This window comes from Microbacterium sp. F01, from assembly GCF_056156365.1.
Map to the genome: position 1 here is coordinate 2,552,818 of NZ_CM149592.1, position 22,896 is coordinate 2,575,713.

Sequence of the window (22,896 nt, forward strand, 5' to 3'; positions counted from 1 at the left end):
GCAGCACCATGATCGTGAGCACTCCGGACCCCGACGTCGCGACCGGCCACATCGCCGAGATGTACGACAGCGACCTCCGCGGAGACGGCTTCGTCTTCGGGCACACGCGCGCGATGGCGATCAACCCCGAGGCCCACCAGGCCTTCGAGGCGCTGATCCGGACCATCGTTCCGTCGATCGGCCTGCGAACCTACGAGCTCGCGACCCTCGGCGCCGCGCGCGCGATCGGGTCGGACCACTGCCTCCTCGCCCACGGCCGAAGGAGCCTGCGGGCGGGACTCCTCGATGAGGACCAGCTCGCCCGGCTCGCGCGCGACGGGGCGGACGCCGACCTCGACGAGACGGATCTCGCGGTGGTCGCCTACTCCGAGAAGCTCTCGACGGATGCCGCGGCTATGACCGATGCCGACAGCCAGCGGCTGCGTGACGTCGGGTTCACCGATCGGCAGATCGTGGACATCACCCTCGCCGCAGCCGTGCGCAACTACTTCAGCCGCGCACTGCTGGCCCTCGCGGTACCGGTGGACGACGTGCCCGGGCTCAGCCCCGCACTGGTCGCGGCGCTGCTCGCGCCGGCGCAGGCCGCCCGCGGCGACATCAGTGGTGGATGAGGGCTTTCAGGAGGATGAGCACTCCCCCGAAAGCGGCGGTGATGAGAGCGCTCAGTATGCGCGGAAGCCAGTGTGTGCTCCAGCGCGCGACGGCGATCCAGCCCAATGCGCCGAGCATCACGGTGTTGGCGATGAGCGCCACCCAGAGCGCAGTGGAATCTTCCATGACTCGCGTCGCGCCGAGCAGCAGGATGATGAGCGGCGGCACAGAGGCCAGGAGCATGCCGCCCGATTGACGCGCCGCTGCGCGAAGGCTGGCACGGAGCCCGGCATGACCGTCGGTGGCGGCCAGGCGACCGAGAGTGCCGGCGAACACGTGGGCCGCGAAGAAGACGATCACCGTGACGGCGACAGTGACGAACGCCTCCCACGAGGTGCCTCGCGCGGAGACCACGATCATGCCGGACACGAGGATCAGCCCGTAGATCGCCTCCTCCGACATGAGGATGCGGCCCACCCGCGGCGTGATGTGAAGCTGTTCGTCGGTCATCGCCGGCGCGTCGTGGTGCGAACGGAAGGGCGGTTCAGTCGATGCTGCAGCTGCCGCCGCCGCAGCACGACCCGGCGGATTCGACCACCGTGAGGAGGTTCTTCTCGTCGGAGACGGGAGCGAGGGTGATCGGGGCGGGCTGCGGCGAAGTCGTCATAGCGACCATGCTACCCACGGAAACGGCGACCTCGGCCGCCTGAGCCTGCGGACGGGCCGCCGCTCACAGCGGCACGCCCCCGTTCTGACAGGTGGGGCAGTACTGCGCGGACGTCCCCGAGAACGTCAGGTCGCGGATGGTGTCCCCGCACACCGGGCAGGCCTCGCCCGTGCGTCCGTGCACGCGCATCGCGGCCACCTTGCGGGCCTTCAGCTGGTCGATGGGCACTCCGAGCCGGGCATCGATCGCCTCCCGCACGGTCAGAACCGTGGCGTCGAACACCCGATCCACCTCGCCCTCGTCGAGCGCGGACGCGTGGGTCACCGGCGACACCTTGGCGAGGTGCAGGATCTCATCGGAGTAGGCGTTGCCGATGCCCGCAAGCGAGTCCTGCTCCTGCAGGATGGCCTTGATCTGCTTGCGTCGCCGGCCGAGCGCGGCATCGAACTGGTCGCGCGTGAATGCGGGGTCGGCGGGATCGGGCCCGAGCTTCGAGATCGCCGGTACCTCGTTCGCGTCGCCGACGACGAACAGCCCGAGCGACACCCAGCTTCCGGCATCCGTCACCTCCAGGCCGCGGTCGCCCGACAGCTCGAAGGTCGCGAGAGCGGGCGGTGCCTCGTCGGCGAGGACCACGGACTCAGCATCCGGTGCGGCGTCGAGCCACCGCATCCATCCGTGACGACCGAGCGACACCACGAGGCTCGACTCGTCGAGTACGAGCTCCACGTGCTTGCCATGGCGCCTCGCGCCGGTGATCGTGCGCCCGGAGATGCTCGCCGGAGGTGCGGCACGCGTCTTGACGGTGCGGAATTCGAGCACATCGACTCCGCGGATCTCTCGGCCGGATGCCTCTTCAGCGAGGAACCGCGCGAGAGCCTCGACCTCCGGCGACTCAGGCATGGCCCCATACTGCCACCAGGCCCCGACACGCGGTCGAGATCACGCGTGCGCGGGCGTCGTTCGATAGCGCACTCAGATGGTCCGGCTTCCGTCGAACCCGAGGCGCAGAGCGATCTCGTCGAGTGCGTCGCGGCTCGACCCGATCCTCGCCGGAGGACGCCGCGCAGAGGGGGTTGACGCCGGGCGCGTGATCTGCCTGCGCAACCCGCAGCCCAGGCGTCCTAGGGTGATCGGGTGCGGGAGTTCATCGGAGGGGTCGGTCTGCTCGGCCGCGGCTTCGCGCAATGGCGGCATCGACCCGGACTCATGGCGCTCGGCCTCGTTCCCGCCGCGATCGTCGGTCTGCTGTTCCTCGGCGGGCTCGTCGCACTGAGCGTCTCGCTCCCGGCGCTCACCGAGGCGATGACGCCGTTCGCCGACGGCTGGCCGGGCGTGTGGGCCGCGGTGTTCCGGATCGCTGTGGGCACGGCGCTCCTCGGCGCCGCCCTGGTGCTCGTGGCCGTCTCGTTCACGGCGCTCACACTGCTCGTGGGCGAGCCGTTCTACGAGCGGATCTGGAGGGCGGTGGAGACGGATGCCGGTTCCCCGGCGTTCGACGACGACTACGGGTTCTGGCGCTCCGTCGCGGACGGTCTTTCGCTCATCGCCCGCGGTGTCGGCGTCGCCGTGGTGGCCGCGCTGATCGGCCTGGTCCCGGTCGTCGGCGGGGTGATGAGCACCGTCTTCGCGGTGCTCTTCACCGGGTGGCTGATCGCCGACGAGCTGAGCTCACGCGCGCTGACCGCGCGCGGTCTGACGAGGCACGCGCGCAAAGAGCTCCTGCGCCACCGTCGCGCCCGCGTCCTGGGATTCGGCGTCGCGACGCAACTCTGCTTCCTGGTGCCGCTCGGTGCGGTCGCGACGATGCCGGCGGCCGTGGCGGGAGCCACGCTGCTCGCTCGATCGCTGATCGATCCTGCCCCGCCGAACGCAGAGGCTCGGGCGTGAGGTGAGGGCCTGCGTCGCAGCATCCGTCACTCGGTCTTGTCGCCTTCCGCCGCGACCTCGATGAGGTGCGGGATCGCCCGGTCGATCATGGACATGGTCGCCGTCAGCGAGATCCGGAAGTGATGCGGCTGCTCGAACAGGGAGCCCGGCATGACGTACACGCCCCGCTCCTCAAGGGCGTCGCAGAACACCTGGGCGTCGCCACCCGGCGCCTTGCCCCACAGGTAGAAGGTGCCCTCCGGCCGGGTGAGCTCGTAGCCGGCATCCGTGAGCGCGCCGTACATGCGGTCGCGCTTGCGCGCCAATTCAGCCATGTCGATCGAGAGATTCTCGAGCTCGGGCACCGAATACTGCATGACCGCGTCGGGGAATCCCCAGCCGATCGCCAGCCCGAGGGGGAAGAGCGCGGCACGAAGCTCCTCCCGTTCCGTCGCCGGGATGAGCGGCGACAGCGCGAGATAGCCGAGACGCGCGCCAGGCGCGAGCAGGACCTTGCCGTAGCTGTAGTCGATCACCGTCCACGGGTAGAACCCGGCGGGGCTCGTGAACTCGACCCCATCGAAGCGGATGCGGCGGTACGGCTCGTCCGACAGCAGCCAGATGCGGCGGCCCTGCGCGCGCGACGCCTCGTCGAGCACGGCAGCGAGCGCCTCCCATGTCGACCGCGGATAGACGCGACCGGTCGGGTTGGCAGGCGAGTTGACGACGACGATCCTCGTGCGAGGCGTGATCGCGCGGGCGATCGCGTCGATGTCGAGGTCGAACGTCCCCGGGGCGAGCTCCACGCCGACCGGGACGAGATCCGCGGCGCGCAGCATCGGCGGATAGCAGAACCACCCTGGCACCGGGATCACGACCTCGTCGCCCGCGTCGGCCAGCAGTGCGAACGCGAGCGACATCGCACCGAAGGCGCCCTGCGTCATGGCGATGTCGTCAGGATCGAAATCGAGTCCCAGCTCTCCGGACAGCGCAGCGGCCACGACCTCCTGCGCCGATCGCTCGCTGCTCTTGTACGCGTACCAGTCGACGGACTGCGGCTCCGCGTGCAGCCGGATCGCGGCCGGCAGTCCGGGCAGGGCCATCTCGTGCGGGTTGCCGAACGCGAAGACCAGCGCATCCGGGTCGGACGCGACGACCTGCATGCGCGAGAAGTACGACGCGACGACATCCACCGCCGCCTTCGCCGCCTGCGCCCGTGTCGACATCGCCATGGCAGTCACCTCTCGCCCCAGTGCCGATCCGTGATCCCGCCCAGGATCCCAACTGGCGCGTGACGCGTCAATCACCCCTCGCGTCACGCCCATGCACAGTTGTTCCCCAACTGCCGGATGCTACCGTCGCCCGGGCGGGACGAGCGGAGGACCAATGATCGACGACCCTGAGCTGGGGCTCGTACTCGGAGGCGGTGGCGCATTCGGCGCCGCCCACGTCGGCGTCCTGCAGGTGCTGGCCGAGCGAGGCATCCGTCCCGGCATCGCAACCGGCACGAGTTCGGGTGCCCTCGTCGCCGCCGCCTACGCCGCGGGCCTGGAGCCGCACGCCATCGAGCGCGCCGCACGCACGTTCCGCTGGAGCGCGATCGCGCGCTGGTCGCTGACTCCGCGCTGGGGTCTGCTCGACACCACCGCGATCGTCGATGCCGTTCCGCGCGCCCTCGGCGAGGACCCGCACATCGAGCACCTGCCCCGCCGCTTCGCGGCGTACGCCACCGACCTGCGCACGCGGCGCGGGATCATCCTCGACGAGGGTCCGCTGAGCGCCGCGCTCCGCGCGACGGTCGCGGTGCCGGGACTGCTCCCCCCGATCCGCCGCGGCGATGCGCTGCTCGCCGACGGAGGCATGATCGACAACGTCCCGGTCGCCGCCGCGCGCGCCCTCGGAGCCACGCGCGTGATCGTGGTGCGATTGCACGCGAAGTGGGAGAACGTGCGCATGATGCGCACCGTCACCCGCACCGCGGATCTCGTCGCCGACCCATCGGTCGTGCTGATCCAGCCCGAGATGGAGGGCATGGCTCAGTGGCGGATGACCGACGTGCCGCGTCTCATCGAGGAGGGGCGCCGCGCGGCGACGACGGCATTGGATGCTGCGGCCCCGCAGGATCTGTCTTCACGCTCTGCTGCGGAGCTCGTGGTCGAGTGACCGCCCGGGCGGGCTCTCACATCCGCGCGTAGCGGGCGCGGGCGAAGCAGAACACGCCGTAGATCATCAGCCCGGCGGCCACCACCCACAGGACGACGGATCCGAGCGGCAGTCCGGCCAGGGTGTGGAGCGCGGCATCCAGTCCGCCCGCCGCTTCGGGATCGTGTGTGAAGGCGGCGACCACGAACAGCGCACCAGCCACCGCCACAGCGATTCCCTTCGCGACGTAGCCGACGACGCCGAACGTCACGATGCCCTTGCGAGCGACGCCCGCCGGGAGGTCGAGGCGCTTCTCGAAGGCGCGGGTGAAGCCGCGCACGATGAAGGCGACGCCGATGGCGAGCACGATGAGCCCGATCAGGACCAGCACGAGCAGTCCCCCGGGGCTGTCGATCAGCCGGGCGCTCAGAGACTGCGAGGACTGCGAGGAATCGGAGCTTCCGCCGAGCGCGTACACGAGGGCGGTGAACGCGATCGCGAGGTAGGCGACGGCGGTGCCCGCGTACTTGACGCGATACCCCCACTTCTTCTTGGTGTCGGGGTCCTGCTCCACAAGGGCTTCGGCGACCTGCCAGACGGCCAGCGCCGCGAGGCCGAGCACGATCGCCCAGAGGAGGAAGACTCCGGCGGGGGTCTCGCGGATCCTCTCCATGGCACCGCCTTGGTCCGCCTCGCCCGCCCCGCCGGTCGCGACCGAAATCGCGATGGCTCCGATCACGATGTGCACGATGCCGAGGACGACATAGCCGATGCGGGCGATCGTCCGGAAGACGGGTGAGTCGGTCGCGGCCCGCGCGGCACTCTTGGCACTGGTCATCCGCGAAGCGTATCCCCCGGGATTCCCGCAGGAGTGGGGCTTGATATCCGCACGGGAACCGTGCTCAGGTGTCCGGCTCCGACGAAGACGCCCGCAAAGACATCGCCCTCCGGATGCGGTAGGCCTGCATCGCGCTCCACACCAGGCAGGCCACCGCGATGCCCTCCAGCACCCCCGCGAGCACATCGCTCGCCCAGTGGGCGTGGAGGTACGTGCGGCTCCACATCATGTAGACGACCCAGACCACGCCGAGCGTCCAGACGTACCAGCGGCGCAGCAGCAGTCCCAGCGTGACGGCGATTGTCGTCGCGACGGCAGTGTGACCCGACGGGAAAGAGGTGGCCACGCTCTCGGCGAGCGACTCCGACGGCCGCACCCGCGCGATGACCGCGGCCATCGGGGCGCCGATCGCCGTCACAGTGACGATGGCGACCGCGAGGGTCGCAGCATCCCATCGTCGTCGCCGCCAGAGGAAGATCACGATGATGAGGATCCCGACCACCGGCGCGCCGACCACGCCGCCGACGACGGCGGGCACCCAGGCGATCACAAGACCCAGGTCGTTCAGGCCGGCGAGCATGACATCGTCCCACCAGACGTCGACCGCAAGGGGATCGTGTCCGCCCAGCGCGACTGCGAAGCGCAGCACCACGAACAGGACCGTGGCCACCACGCCGATCAGCAGCACGGTCGCGCGGTGGGGATCGGGGTGGGGATCGGGGTGCGGAGGCGGCCCGTCGGGCGTCGCAGCGAGCGGCCCGCGACTGCCCTGGCGTTCTTCGTTCTCACCCACGCGACCATTGTGGACAGGGGCGAGCCCGGCGCGCGGCCCCTTGCCGTCGACGGTCTCCGTGTCGTAGGGGCATTGACGGGCGGCACGTGCACTGCTCTGATGAGCGCATGGAGGCGATCGTCGACGTCGACTATGTCGTCGTCGGGGCGGGGGCGATGGGGATGGCGTTCGTGGACGCCCTCACCACGGCCGCCGAAGACGTGTCGGTCGCGATCGTCGAACGCCGGCATGGGGCCGGCGGTCACTGGCTCGACGCCTACGGATTCGTGCGACTGCACCAGGCGTCGGCCTTCTACGGCGTCGCCTCGACGCTGCTCGGCGGCGGGCGGCTGCAGGACGACGGCCCGGAGCGCGGGCTTCACGAGCGGGCGAGTGCCGCGGAGGTGGCGGAGTACTACGCCCGTGTGCTCGCTCGGCTCGTCCGGTCGGGTCGCGTCGCGTTCCACGGCCGCAGCGAGTACCTGGGCGACCGCCGGTTCGTATCGCTGCTGAGCGGCGCCCGGTTCCACGCGCCGCGTGCCCGCGTCGTGGACGCGCGATACCTGTCACCCGATATCCCGCTCCTCACTCCCCCGCCGTTCGCGATCGAGGACGGCGCCCACGTCGTCGCGGTGAACGAGCTCGTCCGCATCACGGAGGCGCCCGGTCATTACGTCATCGTGGGCGCGGGCAAGACCGCGACCGACACGTGCGTCTGGCTGCTGCAGAACGGCGTCGCACCGACTGCGATCACGTGGGTGCGCCCTCGCGATCCGTGGCTGCTCAACCGCGCCGTCGTGCAGCCCGATCCGGCCATCTTCCTCGGAATGGCCGCCGACACGATGGCCGCTGCTGCCGCAGCATCCGATGCCGACGATGCCTTCCTCCGCATGGAAGACGCCGGGATCATGCTGCGCTTCGATTCCGCGGTCACCCCGACGATGGCGAAGACACCGACGCTCGCCACGTGGGAGCTCGACCTCGTCCGCACGATCGACGACGTCATCCGCCGCGGGCACGTGCAGTCCGTCGGCCGGGGACGCCTGTCGTTCGCGGACGGCGACGTGCACGTACCCGCCGACTCGCTCGTCGTGCACTGCGCGGCCGAGGGGCTGAAGTACCCGGGGCTCACGCCGATCTGGACGCCGGAGGCGATCGTCCCGCAGCCGGTCCGGGTCGGCTTCCCTTGCTACGGCGCGGCGCTCACCGGCTATGTCGAGGCGACGCGGGACGACGACGCGGAGAAGAACCGCGTCTGCCGCCCGTCGCCGTACTCCGACACCCCCGCGGACTGGGCGACGATGCAGACGATCGGCGGTGACGCGTCGCTCGCGATGTCGAGGGAGACCGACCTGCGCGCGTGGTCGAACACCACCTCGCTGAATCCGGCGCGCGTTGCTCCGGAGCGGGTGGACGACCCGGCCGTGCTCGCGGCCGCGGCGCGGTTCAAGGAGAACATCGGCCCGGGACGCGCACGTCTGGCGGAGTTCGCCGGGATCGCGTAGCCGGTGCGCCGGGAGCTCAGTCCCAGTCGAGGTACTCCTCGACGATGACCGCCGTCTCGACGGGGTGCGTGAGCGGGAAGAGATGACCGGCCTCGTCGAGGGTCTTGACGCTCGCCCGCTCGGGCGCCGTCGACTGCAGGCGTTCGCCGTTGGCGGGCGGGGTCACCTCGTCGTCGGCGCCCTGCACGATGAGGACCGGGATCACCGGGGCGAGCGCGATGTCCTCGTCCTCCACGCCCAGCAGCAGCAGTCCGTTGACGCGCTCCGGGTGGGCGGCGACCAGCGCCCGAGCGACAGTGCCGCCGCGGCCGTGCCCGCCGACCCAGGTGCGCGCGAGGCCCAGCTCATCGATGACAGCGACGACGTCATCAGCCTGGTCGGCGGTCGTCGCGGCGTCGACGTTCGTACGGTACCCGACGCGGATGATGTGGAACCCCGCCTCCTCGGCGAGGTAGTGTCCCACGACGCCGAGGGCGTCCTGACCGGGTTCGGCGATCAGCACCAGGCCGATGGGCCCGTCGCCCTCGACGATGTAGGGGATCGCGCGGCCGTCGGGCTCGAAGATCTGCGTGGTGTCGGTCATGGCAAGCCTTTCCAGGGAGCAGTCGTCAGACGTTGAAGCGGAACTCGACGACGTCGCCGTCCTGCATGACGTAGTCCTTGCCCTCGAGGCGGGCCTTGCCCTTCGAGCGGGCCTCCACCACGGAGCCGGTCTCGACGAGATCGTCGAACGAGATGACCTCGGCCTTGATGAAGCCCTTCTCGAAGTCGGTGTGGATCACGCCGGCGGCCTGCGGGGCCTTCCAGCCCTTGCCGATCGTCCAGGCGCGGGCCTCCTTGGGGCCGGCCGTGAGGTACGTCTGGAGGCCCAGAGTGTCGAACCCGATGCGTGCGAGCTGGTCGAGACCCGACTCGTCCTGCCCCGTCGACGCGAGCAGCTCCGCCGCGTCCTCGGGGTCGAGGTCGATGAGCTCGGACTCGATCTTCGCGTCGAGGAAGACCGCCTTGGCGGGGGCGACCAGAGCCTCGAGCGAGGCCTTCTTCGCAGCATCCGTCAAGACCGCCTCGTCGACGTTGAAGACGAAGATGAACGGCTTCGCAGTCAGCAGGCCCAGCTCCTTGATCGGCGTGAGGTCGATGCCCGAGGCCGACAGCAGCACGCCGCGCTCGAGGGCGTCCTTCGCCTCGACCGCGGCGGCGAGCACGGAGGGGTCGAGCTTCTTGCCCTTGACCTCCTTCTCGTACCGCGTGATCGCCTTCTCGAGGGTCTCGAGATCGGCGAGCTGCAGCTCGGCGTTGATGGTCTCCATGTCGCCCTGCGGGTTGACCGCACCGTCGACATGCACCACGTCGTCGTCGTCGAAGCCGCGCACGACCTGGGCGATGGCGTCAGCCTCGCGGATGTTCGCGAGGAACTTGTTGCCGAGGCCCTCGCCCTCGCTCGCGCCGCGCACGATGCCGGCGATGTCGACGAACGACACCGCGGCGGGCAGGATCCGCTCGGAATGGAAGATCTCGGCCAGCCTGTCGAGCCGCGGATCGGGCAGGTTGACCACGCCGATGTTGGGCTCGATCGTCGCGAACGGGTAGTTCGCCGCGAGAACCTGGTTCTTGGTCAGGGCATTGAAGAGGGTCGACTTGCCGACGTTCGGGAGACCGACGATTCCGATGGTGAGAGCCACGGGCATCCAGTCTAGATGGCGGCGTTGCCCGGCCCTTCCCCGGGCGCGATACTGAGCGCGTGGACGAGTGCTGTGCACCGCACGCGCCGGAGGGCTACGACCGGGAGTTCAACGCCCGGTTCGCCCGGCGGCTCGCGCACCAGTACCGACGCGACGGTCTGACGCCGAGCGCGGCGCTCGTGCTCGACTTCGCGAGCTCGATCGGCCTGGCAGGAGCCTCGCTGCTCGAGATCGGCGGCGGGATCGGCGACATCCAGCTCGAGGCGCTCAAGCGGGGCGCGTCCCACACCACGAACGTCGAGCTGTCGGCCGCCTACGAACCCGAGGCCGCGCGGCTGCTCGACGAGGCGGGCTTGCGCGATCGGGTGACACGGATGCTGGGGGTCGATCTCGCGGGCACGCCCGATGCCGTCGAGCGCGCCGACATCGTCGTGCTGCACCGGGTGGTGTGCTGCTATCCCGATTACGAACGCCTCCTGGGCGCTGCTGCCGGCCGCGCCAAGCACGCTGTCGTGTTCAGCCACCCGCCGCGCACGCTGTTCGCCCGGTTCTCGGCGCGCGCGATCAACGCGTGGTACACCCTGACCGGCAACCCGTACCGTGCGTACGCCCACATGCCCGACGCGATGATCGCCGTACTCACCGGGCGCGGGTTGGAGCCGCGCTACCGCGAAGTCAGCGGGCCGTGGCACGTCGTGGGTGCCGTCCGCGCGTAGCCCGCCGGGCGGGCGTTCAGGAGCGGATGGCGCGATATGCGTGCGTCACGTACGGGAGGTCGACGACCTCGACGCCGGTGGCCTCGGTGATGCGGCGGTCGTCGAACAGCGCACTCACGGCCGCGAGGATCGCCGTCCTGTCCACCTCGGAGGCGGTGATGACGTAGCTGCGCGAGGCGACCATGTCGAGCAGCGCGGCCCGCGTGAGGGAGCGGGTCCACGTCCACGCCCGGTGTTCGAGCCCGTCGAACGGATCCGCCGCGCGGGGCCCGTCGCCGGCGAGCATCTCCTCGGCGTGGCTGCCGTGCATCGCAGAGGTGAGCCGCGCGACCCAGGGATCGGATTCGTCGCGGATGTTCCAGACCAGCCCGAGCACGCCGCCCTGGCGGAGCGCGCGCCCGACCTCGGCGGAGGCGGCGACCGGGTCGACCCAGTGCCACGCCTGGCCGAGCAGCACCGCGTCGACGGAGGCGTCGGGAAGCGGCATCCGTTCCGCCGTCCCCACGAAGGTCGGGACGCCGTGGACGTGCTCGCGGAGAGCTGCCAGCATGTCGGCGTCCGGGTCGATCGCGACGACCTCGGCACCCGCCTCGACGATCGTGCGGGTCAGCTTGCCCGTTCCCGCCCCGACGTCGGCGACGCGGACCGCGCGTCCGGGCTCGCGAACCGGCGCGAGCATCCAGTCCACGGCCTCGCGCGGATAGTCTGGCCTGCCCGACTCGTACGCGCCCGCGGCGGCCCCGAACGACAGCGACATCTCTTCGCGACTGGCCATGCTCCGACCCTATGACGACCGGGCGCGCTCGGCGCGCCTTCCGTCCGCGCAGGCGGCGCGGGGTGAATCTGGGGACGTGCCTCTGGATTTCACCGCGATCGACTTCGAAACGGCGAACTCCAGCAACGCCTCGGCCTGCGCGGTCGGGCTCGTGCGGGTGCGCGGCGGCCGGATCGTCGACAGGACGGGCTGGCTGATCCGCCCGCCGGCCGGGCACGACGTGTTCTTCGAGCTCAACGTGCGCATCCACGGCATCCGTCCCGAGGACGTCGTCGACGCGGCTCCGTGGAGTCGCCAGCTCGCCGACATCGTCGCGTTCGCGGGCTCCGATGTCCTCGTCGCCCACAACGCCGGCTTCGACATGGCCGTACTCAAGCGCGCGTGCGACGCGACCGGCGACGAGTGCCCGCCCTACCGCTACGCCTGCAGCCTGCAGGTCGCCCGCAGGGTCTACAGGCTCGAGTCGTACCGGCTGCCGTTCGTCGCCGCAGAGGCCGGCTTCGCCGACTTCCCGCACCACAACGCCACGGCCGACGCGATGGCGTGCGCCCACGTCATGATCGATGCGGCACGGCGCGTCGGCGCCGACGACATCGAGGGCCTCACCGCGGCGGTCGGCGTCCGTGTGTCGCAGATCGCGGTCGCCGACGTACCCGCGGTCTCTTTCGCCGTCGCGTGACGCGGAAGCGGATGCTGCGGCCCGCCGCCGCGGCGATGTCCGAGGCATCGGGCACCCTTTAGGCATGGACGCAGTCGTGATCAGTGTGGTGGTGATCGCCTCCCTCCTCGTCGGCGCGATGGCGGGCTGGGCGGCGGGGTTGGCCCGTGGCGCAGCGCGCGCCGCGCGTGAGCAGGCCGATCTCACCGCCCGGCTCGCGGGGTCGGAGGCCGCGCGGCAGGGCGTGCAGGCGCAGCTCGAACACCAGCAGGTGCTCTACCGCGAGCTCGCCAGCCAGGCGCGCCACGACCAGGCCGCGCGCGAGGAGCGCGAGCGGCGCGAGCAGTCGGTGCTGCGCGCGCTCGCCCCGGTGCAGGAGACGCTGGCGGCGATGCACACCAAGGTCGACGATCTCGAACGCGACCGCCATCTGCAGTTCGGCACGCTGGCCGAGCAGCTGCGACGCGCACACGAGTCCGACGAGGCGCTGCGCGCGACCACGGAGTCGCTGGCGAGCGCGCTGCGCTCGGGCAGCACCCGAGGCGTGTGGGGCGAAACCCAGCTGCGCCGTGTCGTCGAGGCCGCGGGGCTCACGCGTCACGTTGATTTCGACCTGCAGGCTTCGATCACATCCGATGCGGGCGCCGGGCGCCCCGACATGGTCATCCGCCTCCCCGGCGACAAGGCGATCGCCGTCGACGCAAAGGTGCCGCTCGACGCGTTCCTCGAGGCGAGCGCGATCCCGCTGACGGCGCAGGGCGCCGAGGCGGCCCGGCGGCGGAGCCTGCTCGACAAGCACGTCAAGGCGGTGCGGGCGCACGTCGACGCACTCGCCCGCAAGACGTACTGGGCGGGGCTCTCGTCCAGCCCCGAGTTCGTGGTCTGCTTCGTGCCGAGCGAGTCGCTGCTCGCGGCGGCCCTCGAAGAAGACCCCTCACTTCTCGACTACGCCTTCGGCAAGCGCGTCGCGCTGGCGTCGCCGGTGAACCTCTGGGCGGTGCTCAAGACCGTCGCGTACACCTGGACCCAGCAGGACGTCTCACAAGAGGCCCGCGCCCTCTTCGACCTCGGCAACCAGCTCTACGAGCGGCTCGGGTCGCTGGCGTCCCACGCCGACGACCTGCGCCGGGCGATCGAGCGCACGGTCGACAGCTACAACCGGTTCGCAGGCTCGCTGGAGACGCGCGTGCTGGTCAGCGCGCGCAAGTTCCCCGGCATCGACGCCACCAAACTCGACGCGGTGAACGAGCCTGCGGCGATCGAGAAGAGCCCGCGTCGCCTCACTGCGCCCGAGCTCCTCGATGAGACGCTTCCCGGCCTCGAGGTGGCCACCGCTGCGGGTGCCGGGAACGACGCCGAGGTGACGCCGCTCACCGCCACCGCGGAGCTCGGCGAGGTGCGCGCACGCATCGCGTCGCCGAACGAGTGAGGCTCAGGCGCCGCCGGGGACGAAGCTCAGCAGGACGATGACCGCGGCGGAGACGCCGACGAACGCGCCGATCATCCACCACGCGCTGATCTCGTGACCTTCGTCACGGCGGACGCGCAGCAGAACGTCAGGCCGGCGGGCCGGATCGATCGCGTTGGCGACCACGGCTTGTGCGCCCGTCTGGGGCGACGACGGATCGGCTGAGTGCGCAGACATCGTCAACTCCTCGAGTAGGAAACACGAACGTGTCTCCATCGACACCACACAAGATTCTGCCAGAGTTCCCCGCGGCGACGGTCACGAAAGGGTCACGGCAGCGTCACGTGTCGCGTGCGCGACGCGCACCGCGTCAGGCGGTCAGAGCCACTTCGAGACGAGATGCTCCGACGAGATCCGGCGCAGCGTCCCCGACGCCCCGCGCAGCACGACGCTCTCGGTGTAGACGTACCCGCCCTCACGTCGGACGCCGGCGACGAGCGCGCCGTCGGTGACGCCGGTGGCGACGAAGATCGTGTTGTTGCCCTTCACGAGGTCGTCGGCCTCGTACACGAATCCGTCGAGATTGAGGCCCGCGTCGATGCCGCGCTGCTTCTCGTCGTCATCGCGCGGCCAGAGGCGACCCTGGATGTGGCCGCCGAGCGCCTTGATCGCACACGCGGTGACGATGCCCTCGGGGCTGCCGCCGACGCCGACGCACATGTCGGTGCGGGCGTTGTGGCGCGCGGCGTTGATGCCGCCGGCGACGTCGCCGTCGCTCATCAGGCGCGTGCCGGCGCCGGCCTCGCGGATCTCTTCGATGAGACGCTCGTGCCGCGGACGGTGCAGCACCGAGACGACGAGCTCGTCGACGGGCTTGTCCAGCGCCTTGGCGAGCCGGCGGATGTTCTCACCGATCGGAAGGCGGATGTCGACGACACCCACGCCGGCGGGGCCGGTGACGAGCTTGTCCATGTAGAAGACGCTGGAGGCGTCGAGCATCGTGCCGTGGTCGGAGACGGCGATCACCGACAGCGCATTGTTGCGGCCGGCTGCGGTCAGCGACGTGCCGTCGATCGGGTCGACCGCGACGTCGGCCTGCGGGCCACGGCCGTTGCCGACCCGTTCGCCGTTGTAGAGCATGGGCGCTTCGTCCTTCTCACCCTCGCCGATGACGATGGTCCCGTCGAAGTTGACGGTGGTGAAGAACGCTCGCATCGCGTCGACGGCGGCCCCGTCGGCCGCTTCCTTGGCGCCACGGCCGATGAACGGCACCGCTCGGATCGCCGCCGCTTCAGTCGCGCGCACGAGTTCGAGTGCGAGGTTGCGGTCGGGGTGGAGGGGACTCATGTCCGCGGTCAGGCTCACCATGCGGTCAGCCTATGCCAGCATCGCGCCCGATTCACGGGAATTTCACGCAACGGCAAGCGAAGGAATCGCGTTTCTTTCCGATAGTGCAGGGACGTGGATTTCCCGCACGAGGCCGAGTCGCGGCATCCGGTCCGTCACCCGGCGCTTGGGTAGAGTTTGCGGTGAACCCCACTCGATCAAAGGGAGCACTCATGCCCGTCGCCACCCCGGAGCAGTACGCCGACATGCTGGACCGCGCGAAGGCCGGTGGCTTCGCGTATCCCGCCATCAACGCCGCCAGTTCGCAGTCGATCAACGCCGTGCTGCAGGGCCTCACCGAGGCCGGTTCCGACGGCATCATCCAGGTGACGACGGGTGGCGCCGACTACTTCGCCGGCCACACCGTCAAGGCTCGCGCGGCCGGCGCTCTCGCCTTCGCGAAGTTCGCCACCGAGGTCGCCAAGAGCTACCCGATCACGGTCGCGCTCCACACCGACCACTGCCCCAAGCCCGCGCTCGCCGACTTCGTGCTGCCGCTCCTCGAGGCCTCGGAGGAAGAGGTCAAGGCCGGCCGCAACCCGATCTTCCAGTCCCACATGTGGGACGGCTCGGCCGTGCCGCTCGACGAGAACATCGAGATCGCGAAGGACCTCCTGCCCCGCCTCAAGAACATCAACGCGATCCTCGAGGTCGAGATCGGCGTCGTCGGCGGCGAAGAGGACGGCGTGCAGCACGAGGGCTCCAACGAGGCGCTCTACACGACGGTCGCCGACGTGACCAAGGCCGTCGAGGCCCTGGGCCTCGGCGAGAACGGCCGCTACATCTCGGCCCTCACCTTCGGCAACGTCCACGGCGTCTACAAGCCGGGCAACGTCAAGCTCCGCCCCGAGCTCCTCGGCGAGATCCAGGAGGGCATCGCGTCGAAGTTCGGCACCGGCCCGAAGCCCCTCGACCTCGTCTTCCACGGCGGCAGCGGCTCCACCGACGAGGAGATCGCGCTCGCGGTCGCCAACGGCGTCGTGAAGATGAACATCGACACCGACACGCAGTACGCGTTCACGCGCTCCGTCGCCGGCTTCATGTTCCAGAACTACGACGGGGTCCTGAAGGTCGACGGCGAGGTGGGCAACAAGAAGGCCTACGACCCGCGCGCGTGGGGCAAGATCGCGGAGTCGGCGATGGCCGCCCGCGTGGTGGAGGCCACGCAGCAGCTCGGTTCGGCCGGCAAGAGCCTCGCCGCGTAAGCAGCGGATTCGACGGATGCCTCGGCACCGGCCTCGCGGCCGGCGCCGGGGCTTTCGTCTACTCGGGATCGGTATAGCGATCGAGGAGACCTGGTGCGCCCTCGGGGCGATGGACGACGACGATCTCGTCGCCGGCCTGCACGCGACCGCCCTGCACGACCCGCAGGTAAGGGCCGAGGCGGCGCTCGTTCGCGAACCGCTTGACCCAGCCGCGCGCGTCGTCGCCGCCGACCCAGCGCGCGAACGTCTGGCAGGGGGTGCGCGGCATCGTCACCTCGACCTCGACACGGTCGCCGATCCGCCACCGCTCGCCGATGAGCGCGGCGTTGACGTCGATCCCCTCGACCCGCAGGTTCTCGCCGAACCAGCCGGGCGGAAGCTCGCGACCGAGCTCGGACTCCCAGAACGCGGCGTCTTCTGCGGCGTACGCGTAGAGCGCCTTGTCGAAGCCGCCGTGATGCTTGCGGTCGGCCTGCACGTCGGCGTACACGCCGTACGGCCCGACCCTCACCGGTCCGTCGACCGGGCCCTTGTCGATCGCGGTCACGCCGACCGAGCCGGCATCGGGACGCAGTTGTCGGACGGCGCAGACGGCGACCAGGCGAGGCATCCGCTCATCCTAGCCACGGGCCCCGCGCCCAGCGCTCACTCCCCCGGCGGCGCCGCCGGCTCGCCGCGCAGCAGCACGCGGCCGTCCGAGACGGCGCGCACCTCGATCGAGGCGATGTCGTCGCGGTCGAGAGCCGTGCCGGCGTCGAGGTGAGCCGTCGTCCCCGGTCCGGCGCGCCAGGACGACAACTCGCTGGTCGTGCCGTCGGTGGAGGTCACCACCAGCACATAGGGCCACTCCTTGTCGGCCGCGTATGGGTCGCGGCTGGGAGGGTAGTGGCAGGTCATGGCGATGCGGGTGCCCCACGCGACGTCGGTGAGCTCGACCTTCGCGGTCAGCGGCACATCGGTCACGGCCTGCAGCGCCACGACCTCCTCGGGACCGCTCGCGGGGGTGACCGCCGTCGTCACGGCGAAGGCGACCACGACGGCGACCGCTGCCGCGGCCGCGAGGCCACTCCCCCAGGCGATCACGCGGCGCCGGCGGGAGTCGCGCGTGCCGCGGACGACCAGGCGCTCCCGCGCCGCAGGGTCGGGGCTGCCCTGGTCGGACGGAGCGAGAAGCGCCTCGGCGCGCTCGGGCGCGACGCGGGCGAGCAGGCCCATCGTCGGCGCGAGGTCGGCGATGGCGTCGCGGCACACCGGACAGCCGTCGAGGTGCGCCTCGTACCGGCGGCGGTCGTCCACGCTCAGCGCGCGCACGACGTACGCGGCGTCCCAGTCGGCGAAGCGGGCGTGATCCGTGGTCATCGCGTCACCCCCCTCTCCTGCAGGGTGAGCCGGAGGGCGCGCAGGCCGTAGTGGAGGCGCGACTTGACGGTGCCCTCCGGGATGTCGAGTTCGTCGGCCATCTGGGCGACCGAGAGCCCGCGATAGTATGCGCGCACGACGACGGCGCGATGGTCCGTCGTGAGCGTCGCCAGCGCCTCCTCGACGAGGATCGCCTCGAACAGCGCATCGGTGGCATCCGGCGCGCTGCGCTCGGGGACCTCCGCGACGTCGATCTCGCGTCGGCGCCGTGCGCTGCGCGCCTCGTCGATCACGAGGTGGCGCGCCACCGTGAACATCCACGAGCGCGTGGTCGAGGGATCCTGCTCGAGGATCTTGGGCGTTCGCCACGCCCGCAGCAGTGTCTCCTGCACGATGTCGTCGGCACCGGCGCGGTCGCCGGTGAGATGCACGACATAGCGCCACACCGGCGCCGCATGTGCGTCGAACAGCGCGGCCAGCCGCGCGGCATCGCGTCCGGCTGCGCTGTCTCGACGCTCCACGCTGTCGTGCGGCATCCATCACCTCCCGCAGGAGACACGAGACACACCACCCGCGGGTTCACGTGAATCCGCAGCGCGTCCGCGCCGTCACCTGTGAGTATGGACCCGGCGCGTCGGGACCGCACGGGACGGACGCCGCGAGCCGCTCGAGCTCAGAGCCGCGTGCTGTCGAGGAGCGCCTGCCAGACGGCGGGGTCGTTCATCAGCGGAGCGACCATCAGCGCGCCGGCCGTCAGCGAGAAGACGACGCCGCCCGCCAGCGGGATCCACCACGACACCCGCGAGCGGCGCATGTTCCAGACCGACAGGGCGGTCGTCACGCACCAGCCGACCGCGAGGACGATGACGGCTGAGATCGCCCACGGCTTCCCGGCGGCAGGGTCCGAGAGCTGCGCGTCGACCCCCATCACCCCGAGCATCGTCTCGGCGTAGCTGCCGTAGTCCAGGAAGGCCGGAATCGACGCGATCACGTTCACCAGGCCGTACGCGAGCAGCGCGAACGTGATGATGCGGTCGACCGGGTGCTGCCGCTTCTCGGCGACGACGGGAGCGGATGGGATGCCGGCAGCCGGCGCATCCGTCATGATCGGCGCGGCCGGCTCCAGCTGCCACGGCGCCGGCTCCTGGATGCGCGCGCGCTGCTCCTCGGGGGTCGCGTACTCGCCGTACTGCGGGCGCGGACGCGAGCGCAGTTCGGGTTCGGTGTTCCCGGGGTCGCTCACGAGCGGCTCCGCCCGCCCAGGGCGCGGTCGTCGCGCTTGCCCGCGAGGTCCTGTCGCAGCTCCTTCGGGAGCGAGAACATCAGGTCCTCCTCCGCGGTGCGCACCTCTTCCACCTCGCCGTAGCCGGCCGCGGCGAGGTCCTCGAGCACCTGCTGGACGAGCACCTCCGGCACCGATGCTCCGCTGGTGACGCCGACGGTCTCAACCCCGTCGAGCCACGCCTGCTCGATCTCGTCCGCGTAGTCCACGCGGTACGCCGCCTTCGCGCCGTACTCGAGGGCGACCTCGACGAGCCGCACGCTGTTCGAGGAGTTCGCCGAGCCGACGACGATCACGAGGTCGGCGTCCTTCGCGACCTTCTTGATGGCGACCTGACGGTTCTGCGTGGCGTAGCAGATGTCGTCCGACGGCGGATCCTGCAGCTCCGGGAAGCGCACGCGCAGACGGCGCACCGTCTCCATGGTCTCGTCGACCGACAGCGTCGTCTGCGACAGCCAGACGACCTTCGACGGATCGCGCACCTCGATGGTGTCGGCTTCTTCGGGCGAGTTGACGATGGTGACGTGGTCGGGCGCCTCGCCCGCCGTCCCCTCGACTTCTTCGTGTCCCTCGTGGCCGATCAGCAGGATCTCGAAGTCGTCGCGCGCGAAGCGCACGGCCTCGCGGTGCACCTTCGTGACGAGAGGGCAGGTCGCGTCGATGGCAAGAAGGCCCCGATCGGATGCCTCGTTCACGACCGCGGGCGACACCCCGTGCGCGCTGAACACGACGTGGGCGCCGGCCGGAACCTCGTCGACCTCTTCGACGAAGATCGCACCCTGCTTCTCGAGCTCGGTCACGACGTGGATGTTGTGCACGATCTGCTTGCGGACGTACACGGGCGCGCCGAAGCGCTCGAGCGCCTTCTCGACGGCGATGACGGCGCGGTCCACGCCCGCGCAATAGCCGCGCGGCGATGCCAGGAGCACCCGCTTGTGTCCGGCCCCGGCGATATCCTTGAGCGGTTCGCGCCGCCGCGGGACCCTAGGTACGGGCATGCTCACAGGGGCCTGACTCGGTCGGGTCTGTCCCGCGGTGCTGATGCTCACCACACGATTCTACGGGCGGGCTCCTGGGCGAGGCCTCCGACAGGGACCCCGCGCGCGGGCACGAGAGGACCGAATGACGAGTTTCCAGCCGGCCGCCGTTCCCGGCGAGCCGCCGCCGCCCGACTCGGTTTCGCCACGCGATTCGACGGCGCAGGCACCGACGTCCGTGGCCCGCCTCAACGACACGATCCGCGGGTTCGTGCAGACGTGGGGCTCGGTGTGGGTCGAGGGCGAGATCACCGGGTGGAACCAGCGGGGCGGCAACGTGTTCGGCCGCCTGAAGGACCTGGTGACCGATGCCACGATCTCTTTCCGCATCTGGTCGTCGACGCGCGATCGGCTGCCCGGCGACCTCAAGGTGGGCGACCACGTCATCGCGTGCGTCAAGGCCGATTACTTCGTGAAGAACGGCGACTTCAGCTTCGGGGTCTCCGCGATGCGTCACGTCGGACTCGGAGACCAGCTGGAGAAGCTGGAACGCCTGCGCGTGCAGCTGCGATCCGAGGGGCTCTTCGATCCGTCCCGCAAGAAGCCCCTTCCCTTCCTGCCGCACCTCATCGGCCTCATCACCGGGGAGAAGTCCGACGCCGAGAAGGACGTCCACCGCAATGCCGAACTGCGGTGGCCGCAGGTGCGCTTCCAGACGAAGTACGCCGCGGTGCAGGGCGACCGGTGCGTCCCCGAGACGATCGCTGCGTTGAAGGCGCTGGATGCTGCACCCGACGTCGACGTCATCATCATCGCCCGTGGCGGCGGCGACCCTCAGACCCTGCTCGGCTTCAGCGATGAGCGACTCGTCCGCGCTGTGGCCGCAGCATCCACTCCCGTCGTCAGCGCCATCGGCCACGAGAACGACCATCCGCTCCTCGACGACGTCGCCGACCTTCGGGCATCGACCCCGACCGACGCGGCGAAGCGCGTCGTGCCGGACGTCGCCGAGCAGCGCGCGCTCGTCGGGCAGCTGCGCGCCCGCATGAGCACGCGGCTCACGCAGCGCATCTCGCACGACATCGCCCAGCTCGAGCAGCTGCGCTCGCGCCCGGTGCTGCGGGCCCCCGAGACGCTCCTCACCACGCGCGCTCACGAGGTGGAGCTGCTCGCCGCGCGCGGGCGCGACCGGATCGACCGGTCGCTGCGGGTCCAGGAGCAGCGTACGGCCGAGCTCCGGGCGACGCTGCGCGCCCTGTCCCCCGCGTCGACGCTCGCCCGCGGCTACGCGATCACCCACCTCGCCGACGGCGTGATCGTGCGCGACGCGGCGCAGGCTCCGGCCGCCACCCCGATCGTCGTCACCGTGGGGCGCGGATCGTTCGCCGCCCGCTCCGACGGGGAGATCGCGGAGGGCGACGGTCGAGGCGCCACCGCGGCGGGCGACGTCGCCGAGCCGAATCGGGACGGGGCACGGGGACGCCCCCGGACCGAATTAGGATAGGGGTATGACTGAGACGAGCGGCGCCCTCGCGGACGTCGCGACCCTCTCGTTCGAGCAGGCGCGCGATGAACTCGTCCGCGTCGTCGCCGAACTCGAGCAGGGCGCCCCGACCCTCGAGCACTCCCTCGCCCTGTGGGAGCGCGGCGAAGCCCTCGCTGCCCGCTGCGAGGAGTGGCTGCTCGGCGCCAAGCGCCGGCTCGAGGCCGCTCGTGCATCCGCCGATCGCGCACAGGGCGAGGCTCTCTGATGTCACGCGAACCGCGCATCGTCGCCGAACTCGGACGACCCGAGACCCCGCAGGAGGCCGCCGACCGCAAGGCCGAGTCCTCGCGGGTCTACCGCTCGAGCCAGAACGTCCGCAATCTGATCGCGGCGCTGCTCGCGACGCTCGCGGTCGTCATCGTGATCATCGCCGCCGTGCCCCGGGGCACGCCGCCGCCGCGCGACGCGATAGACGTCGCCAGCGCCGCAGAGGGCGTCGCCGCCTCCGAGGGACGCACCGTCATCGCCCCGGAGATGTCCGACGCCTGGATCGTCAACCGCGCCGGCATCGAGGGCAACGGAGGGGTGCGCGCGTTCACCGTCGTCTACGCCCCCGCTGAGGAGAACGAGCGCGGATTCCTGCGCGTCGCGCAGGGTTTCGACACCGACGAGGCGTGGGAGGCCCGCGTCCTGTCGGGCTCCGCCCCGCAGGACACCGTCACGATCGACGGCATCACGTGGGACCGCTACGAGCTCGACCCCGACCGCACCGGGAACATCTCGGTCGCGCTCGCCACGGACGCCGGCACCGACACGGTGCTCATCTACGGCGCCGCGGACGAGGACGCCCTCGAAGAGACCGCCCGCTGCGTCACGGATCAGATCACCGCACTACGCCAGGAGGCCGAGTGACCGACCAGCCCACGCCCGCGAAGGCCTGGCAGGAGATGCAGCGCGGCAACGCGCGCTTCGTCGCCGGCGAACCCCGCCACCCGCGGCAGGACGTCGACACCCGGCATGAGCTCGCGGGAGGGCAGCGACCCCGTGCGGCGCTCTTCGGCTGCGCGGACTCGCGTCTGGCGGCCGAGATCATCTTCGACAAGGGCCTCGGCGACCTCTTCGTCGTGCGCAACGCCGGGCAGGTCGTCTCCGACTCGGTCGTCGGCAGCCTCGAGTACGCCGTCGCGGTGCTCGAAGTGCCCCTCATCGTCGTGCTGGGTCACGACGCGTGCGGCGCCGTCCGCGCGGCGATCGACAGCACCAGTCCCGACGCCGATCCGCTGCCGCCGCACATCTGGCGCCTGATCTCGCCGATCGTCCCCGCCGTGCGCCGCGTCCAGCGGGCTTCCGCTGTGGACGGCGTCTACCCCGACGCCATCGACGCCGAAGAGGTGGGCCGCGAGCACCTTCGCGACACCGTCGGCGAGCTGCTGAACTCGTCCGAGCTCATCAGCTCCGCCGTCGCGGAAGGCCGCCTCGCGATCGTCGGCGCCAACTACCGCCTCGGCGAAGGCACCGCGGTGCCCGACGTCATGGTCGGCATCACCGACGCCGCCTGAACAACAGAGCTCTGCCAAG

The 22,896-nt window shown here is 70.8% G+C and carries 28 protein-coding genes; 12 read left to right on the plus strand and 16 right to left on the minus strand.

Translation table 11 applies throughout. The annotated features are described in order from the left end of the window. Nucleotides 1-8: 8 nt before the first annotated feature. Nucleotides 9-611 (plus strand): carboxymuconolactone decarboxylase family protein, encoded by a 603-nt coding sequence (locus ACVN90_RS11700; RefSeq protein WP_475098424.1) that lies wholly within the window; start codon nucleotides 9-11, stop codon nucleotides 609-611. On the opposite strand, the gene ACVN90_RS11705 is transcribed toward ACVN90_RS11700, so the two are convergent. The 3 genes from ACVN90_RS11705 to ACVN90_RS11715 form a co-directional block, all read right to left on the minus strand. Continuing rightward, nucleotides 598-1,101 (minus strand): hypothetical protein, encoded by a 504-nt coding sequence (locus ACVN90_RS11705; protein ID WP_475098425.1) that lies wholly within the window; start codon nucleotides 1,099-1,101, stop codon nucleotides 598-600. The two genes, ACVN90_RS11700 and ACVN90_RS11705, sit on opposite strands and share 14 nt — an antisense overlap. Nucleotides 1,102-1,135: 34 nt before the next feature. Beyond that, nucleotides 1,136-1,258, minus strand: a complete 123-nt coding sequence (locus tag ACVN90_RS11710; RefSeq protein WP_263046473.1) for a hypothetical protein — start codon at nucleotides 1,256-1,258, stop codon at nucleotides 1,136-1,138. A 63-nt stretch (nucleotides 1,259-1,321) separates the two neighbouring features. Further along, nucleotides 1,322-2,161: a DNA-formamidopyrimidine glycosylase family protein gene (locus ACVN90_RS11715; protein WP_475098426.1), complete on the minus strand. Its 840-nt coding sequence runs from the start codon at nucleotides 2,159-2,161 to the stop codon at nucleotides 1,322-1,324. Nucleotides 2,162-2,395: 234 nt separating this feature from the next. On the opposite strand from ACVN90_RS11715, the gene ACVN90_RS11720 reads away from it, so the two are divergent. Beyond that, nucleotides 2,396-3,148, plus strand: coding sequence for an EI24 domain-containing protein (locus ACVN90_RS11720; protein ID WP_475098427.1), 753 nt, complete (start codon nucleotides 2,396-2,398; stop codon nucleotides 3,146-3,148). A 26-nt stretch (nucleotides 3,149-3,174) separates the two neighbouring features. On the opposite strand, the gene ACVN90_RS11725 is transcribed toward ACVN90_RS11720, so the two are convergent. Next, the gene (locus ACVN90_RS11725) at nucleotides 3,175-4,359 is read right to left on the minus strand and encodes an aminotransferase class I/II-fold pyridoxal phosphate-dependent enzyme (protein ID WP_475098428.1); all 1,185 of its coding nucleotides are present in this window, start codon (nucleotides 4,357-4,359) and stop codon (nucleotides 3,175-3,177) included. A gap of 154 nt (nucleotides 4,360-4,513) precedes the next feature. Between ACVN90_RS11725 and ACVN90_RS11730 the strand changes: the two genes are divergently transcribed. Then, nucleotides 4,514-5,290 (plus strand): patatin-like phospholipase family protein, encoded by a 777-nt coding sequence (locus ACVN90_RS11730; protein ID WP_475098429.1) that lies wholly within the window; start codon nucleotides 4,514-4,516, stop codon nucleotides 5,288-5,290. A 16-nt stretch (nucleotides 5,291-5,306) separates the two neighbouring features. Here ACVN90_RS11730 and ACVN90_RS11735 read toward each other — a convergent pair whose 3' ends face one another. Next, complete coding sequence (locus tag ACVN90_RS11735; RefSeq protein ID WP_475098430.1) at nucleotides 5,307-6,107, minus strand: DUF1206 domain-containing protein; 801 nt, start codon at nucleotides 6,105-6,107, stop codon at nucleotides 5,307-5,309. A gap of 64 nt (nucleotides 6,108-6,171) precedes the next feature. Next, nucleotides 6,172-6,900 carry a phosphatase PAP2 family protein gene (locus ACVN90_RS11740; RefSeq protein ID WP_475098431.1) on the minus strand — a complete coding sequence of 243 codons (729 nt, stop codon included), beginning with the start codon at nucleotides 6,898-6,900 and terminating at the stop codon, nucleotides 6,172-6,174. Between the two features lie 107 nt (nucleotides 6,901-7,007). Here ACVN90_RS11740 and ACVN90_RS11745 point away from each other — a divergent pair, with 107 nt between their 5' ends. After that, nucleotides 7,008-8,384 (plus strand): pyridine nucleotide-disulfide oxidoreductase, encoded by a 1,377-nt coding sequence (locus ACVN90_RS11745; protein ID WP_475098432.1) that lies wholly within the window; start codon nucleotides 7,008-7,010, stop codon nucleotides 8,382-8,384. A 16-nt stretch (nucleotides 8,385-8,400) separates the two neighbouring features. Here ACVN90_RS11745 and ACVN90_RS11750 read toward each other — a convergent pair whose 3' ends face one another. Further along, nucleotides 8,401-8,967 carry an alpha/beta fold hydrolase gene (locus tag ACVN90_RS11750; protein ID WP_475098433.1) on the minus strand — a complete coding sequence of 189 codons (567 nt, stop codon included), beginning with the start codon at nucleotides 8,965-8,967 and terminating at the stop codon, nucleotides 8,401-8,403. Between the two features lie 25 nt (nucleotides 8,968-8,992). Continuing rightward, on the minus strand, nucleotides 8,993-10,066 hold the full coding sequence (gene ychF, locus ACVN90_RS11755; protein ID WP_475098434.1) for a redox-regulated ATPase YchF: 1,074 nt from the start codon (nucleotides 10,064-10,066) through the stop codon (nucleotides 8,993-8,995). A gap of 59 nt (nucleotides 10,067-10,125) precedes the next feature. Here ychF and ACVN90_RS11760 point away from each other — a divergent pair, with 59 nt between their 5' ends. Further along, nucleotides 10,126-10,782, plus strand: a complete 657-nt coding sequence (locus ACVN90_RS11760; protein ID WP_475098435.1) for a class I SAM-dependent methyltransferase — start codon at nucleotides 10,126-10,128, stop codon at nucleotides 10,780-10,782. A 16-nt stretch (nucleotides 10,783-10,798) separates the two neighbouring features. Here ACVN90_RS11760 and ACVN90_RS11765 read toward each other — a convergent pair whose 3' ends face one another. Next, nucleotides 10,799-11,557, minus strand: a complete 759-nt coding sequence (locus ACVN90_RS11765) for a class I SAM-dependent methyltransferase (RefSeq protein ID WP_475098436.1) — start codon at nucleotides 11,555-11,557, stop codon at nucleotides 10,799-10,801. A 76-nt stretch (nucleotides 11,558-11,633) separates the two neighbouring features. Here ACVN90_RS11765 and ACVN90_RS11770 point away from each other — a divergent pair, with 76 nt between their 5' ends. Further along, on the plus strand, nucleotides 11,634-12,236 hold the full coding sequence (locus tag ACVN90_RS11770; RefSeq protein ID WP_475098437.1) for a 3'-5' exonuclease: 603 nt from the start codon (nucleotides 11,634-11,636) through the stop codon (nucleotides 12,234-12,236). A 64-nt stretch (nucleotides 12,237-12,300) separates the two neighbouring features. After that, nucleotides 12,301-13,644, plus strand: a complete 1,344-nt coding sequence (locus ACVN90_RS11775; protein WP_475098438.1) for a DNA recombination protein RmuC — start codon at nucleotides 12,301-12,303, stop codon at nucleotides 13,642-13,644. A 3-nt stretch (nucleotides 13,645-13,647) separates the two neighbouring features. Here the strand turns inward: ACVN90_RS11775 and ACVN90_RS11780 are convergent, their stop codons facing one another. Both ACVN90_RS11780 and glpX read right to left on the minus strand, forming a co-directional pair. Continuing rightward, nucleotides 13,648-13,860: a UDP-N-acetylmuramyl pentapeptide phosphotransferase gene (locus ACVN90_RS11780; RefSeq protein ID WP_082496936.1), complete on the minus strand. Its 213-nt coding sequence runs from the start codon at nucleotides 13,858-13,860 to the stop codon at nucleotides 13,648-13,650. Nucleotides 13,861-14,001: 141 nt separating this feature from the next. Next, a complete protein-coding gene (gene glpX / locus ACVN90_RS11785) occupies nucleotides 14,002-14,991 on the minus strand; it encodes a class II fructose-bisphosphatase (protein WP_310291961.1) in 990 nt (329 codons plus the stop codon). A gap of 191 nt (nucleotides 14,992-15,182) precedes the next feature. Here glpX and fbaA point away from each other — a divergent pair, with 191 nt between their 5' ends. Further along, a complete protein-coding gene (gene fbaA, locus ACVN90_RS11790; RefSeq protein ID WP_475098439.1) occupies nucleotides 15,183-16,214 on the plus strand; it encodes a class II fructose-bisphosphate aldolase in 1,032 nt (343 codons plus the stop codon). Between the two features lie 58 nt (nucleotides 16,215-16,272). Here the strand turns inward: fbaA and ACVN90_RS11795 are convergent, their stop codons facing one another. From ACVN90_RS11795 to ACVN90_RS11815, 5 genes are all read right to left on the minus strand, one after another. Further along, the gene (locus tag ACVN90_RS11795) at nucleotides 16,273-16,824 is read right to left on the minus strand and encodes an MOSC domain-containing protein (RefSeq protein WP_475098440.1); all 552 of its coding nucleotides are present in this window, start codon (nucleotides 16,822-16,824) and stop codon (nucleotides 16,273-16,275) included. A 35-nt stretch (nucleotides 16,825-16,859) separates the two neighbouring features. Beyond that, nucleotides 16,860-17,573, minus strand: a complete 714-nt coding sequence (locus ACVN90_RS11800) for a zf-HC2 domain-containing protein (RefSeq protein WP_475098441.1) — start codon at nucleotides 17,571-17,573, stop codon at nucleotides 16,860-16,862. Then, nucleotides 17,570-18,109: a sigma-70 family RNA polymerase sigma factor gene (locus ACVN90_RS11805; RefSeq protein WP_475098442.1), complete on the minus strand. Its 540-nt coding sequence runs from the start codon at nucleotides 18,107-18,109 to the stop codon at nucleotides 17,570-17,572. The genes ACVN90_RS11800 and ACVN90_RS11805 overlap by 4 nt, the downstream gene beginning before the upstream one ends. A gap of 137 nt (nucleotides 18,110-18,246) precedes the next feature. After that, a complete protein-coding gene (locus ACVN90_RS11810) occupies nucleotides 18,247-18,816 on the minus strand; it encodes a DUF6264 family protein (protein ID WP_475098443.1) in 570 nt (189 codons plus the stop codon). Beyond that, complete coding sequence (locus ACVN90_RS11815; RefSeq protein WP_475098444.1) at nucleotides 18,813-19,853, minus strand: 4-hydroxy-3-methylbut-2-enyl diphosphate reductase; 1,041 nt, start codon at nucleotides 19,851-19,853, stop codon at nucleotides 18,813-18,815. Before ACVN90_RS11815 ends, ACVN90_RS11810 begins: the two co-directional genes overlap by 4 nt. Nucleotides 19,854-19,977: 124 nt before the next feature. Here ACVN90_RS11815 and xseA point away from each other — a divergent pair, with 124 nt between their 5' ends. From xseA to ACVN90_RS11835, 4 genes are read left to right on the plus strand one after another with little or no spacing between them, the layout of a single operon-like run. Further along, nucleotides 19,978-21,336 carry an exodeoxyribonuclease VII large subunit gene (gene xseA / locus ACVN90_RS11820; protein WP_475098445.1) on the plus strand — a complete coding sequence of 453 codons (1,359 nt, stop codon included), beginning with the start codon at nucleotides 19,978-19,980 and terminating at the stop codon, nucleotides 21,334-21,336. A gap of 4 nt (nucleotides 21,337-21,340) precedes the next feature. Continuing rightward, nucleotides 21,341-21,583, plus strand: coding sequence for an exodeoxyribonuclease VII small subunit (locus ACVN90_RS11825; protein ID WP_374974810.1), 243 nt, complete (start codon nucleotides 21,341-21,343; stop codon nucleotides 21,581-21,583). Then, nucleotides 21,583-22,230 (plus strand): DUF4245 family protein, encoded by a 648-nt coding sequence (locus ACVN90_RS11830; RefSeq protein WP_475098446.1) that lies wholly within the window; start codon nucleotides 21,583-21,585, stop codon nucleotides 22,228-22,230. The genes ACVN90_RS11825 and ACVN90_RS11830 overlap by 1 nt, the downstream gene beginning before the upstream one ends. 35 nt (nucleotides 22,231-22,265) lie before the next feature. Further along, entirely contained in the window at nucleotides 22,266-22,877 is a 612-nt protein-coding gene (locus ACVN90_RS11835; protein WP_475102109.1) for a carbonic anhydrase, read from the plus strand. The last annotated feature ends 19 nt before the right edge of the window (nucleotides 22,878-22,896 follow it).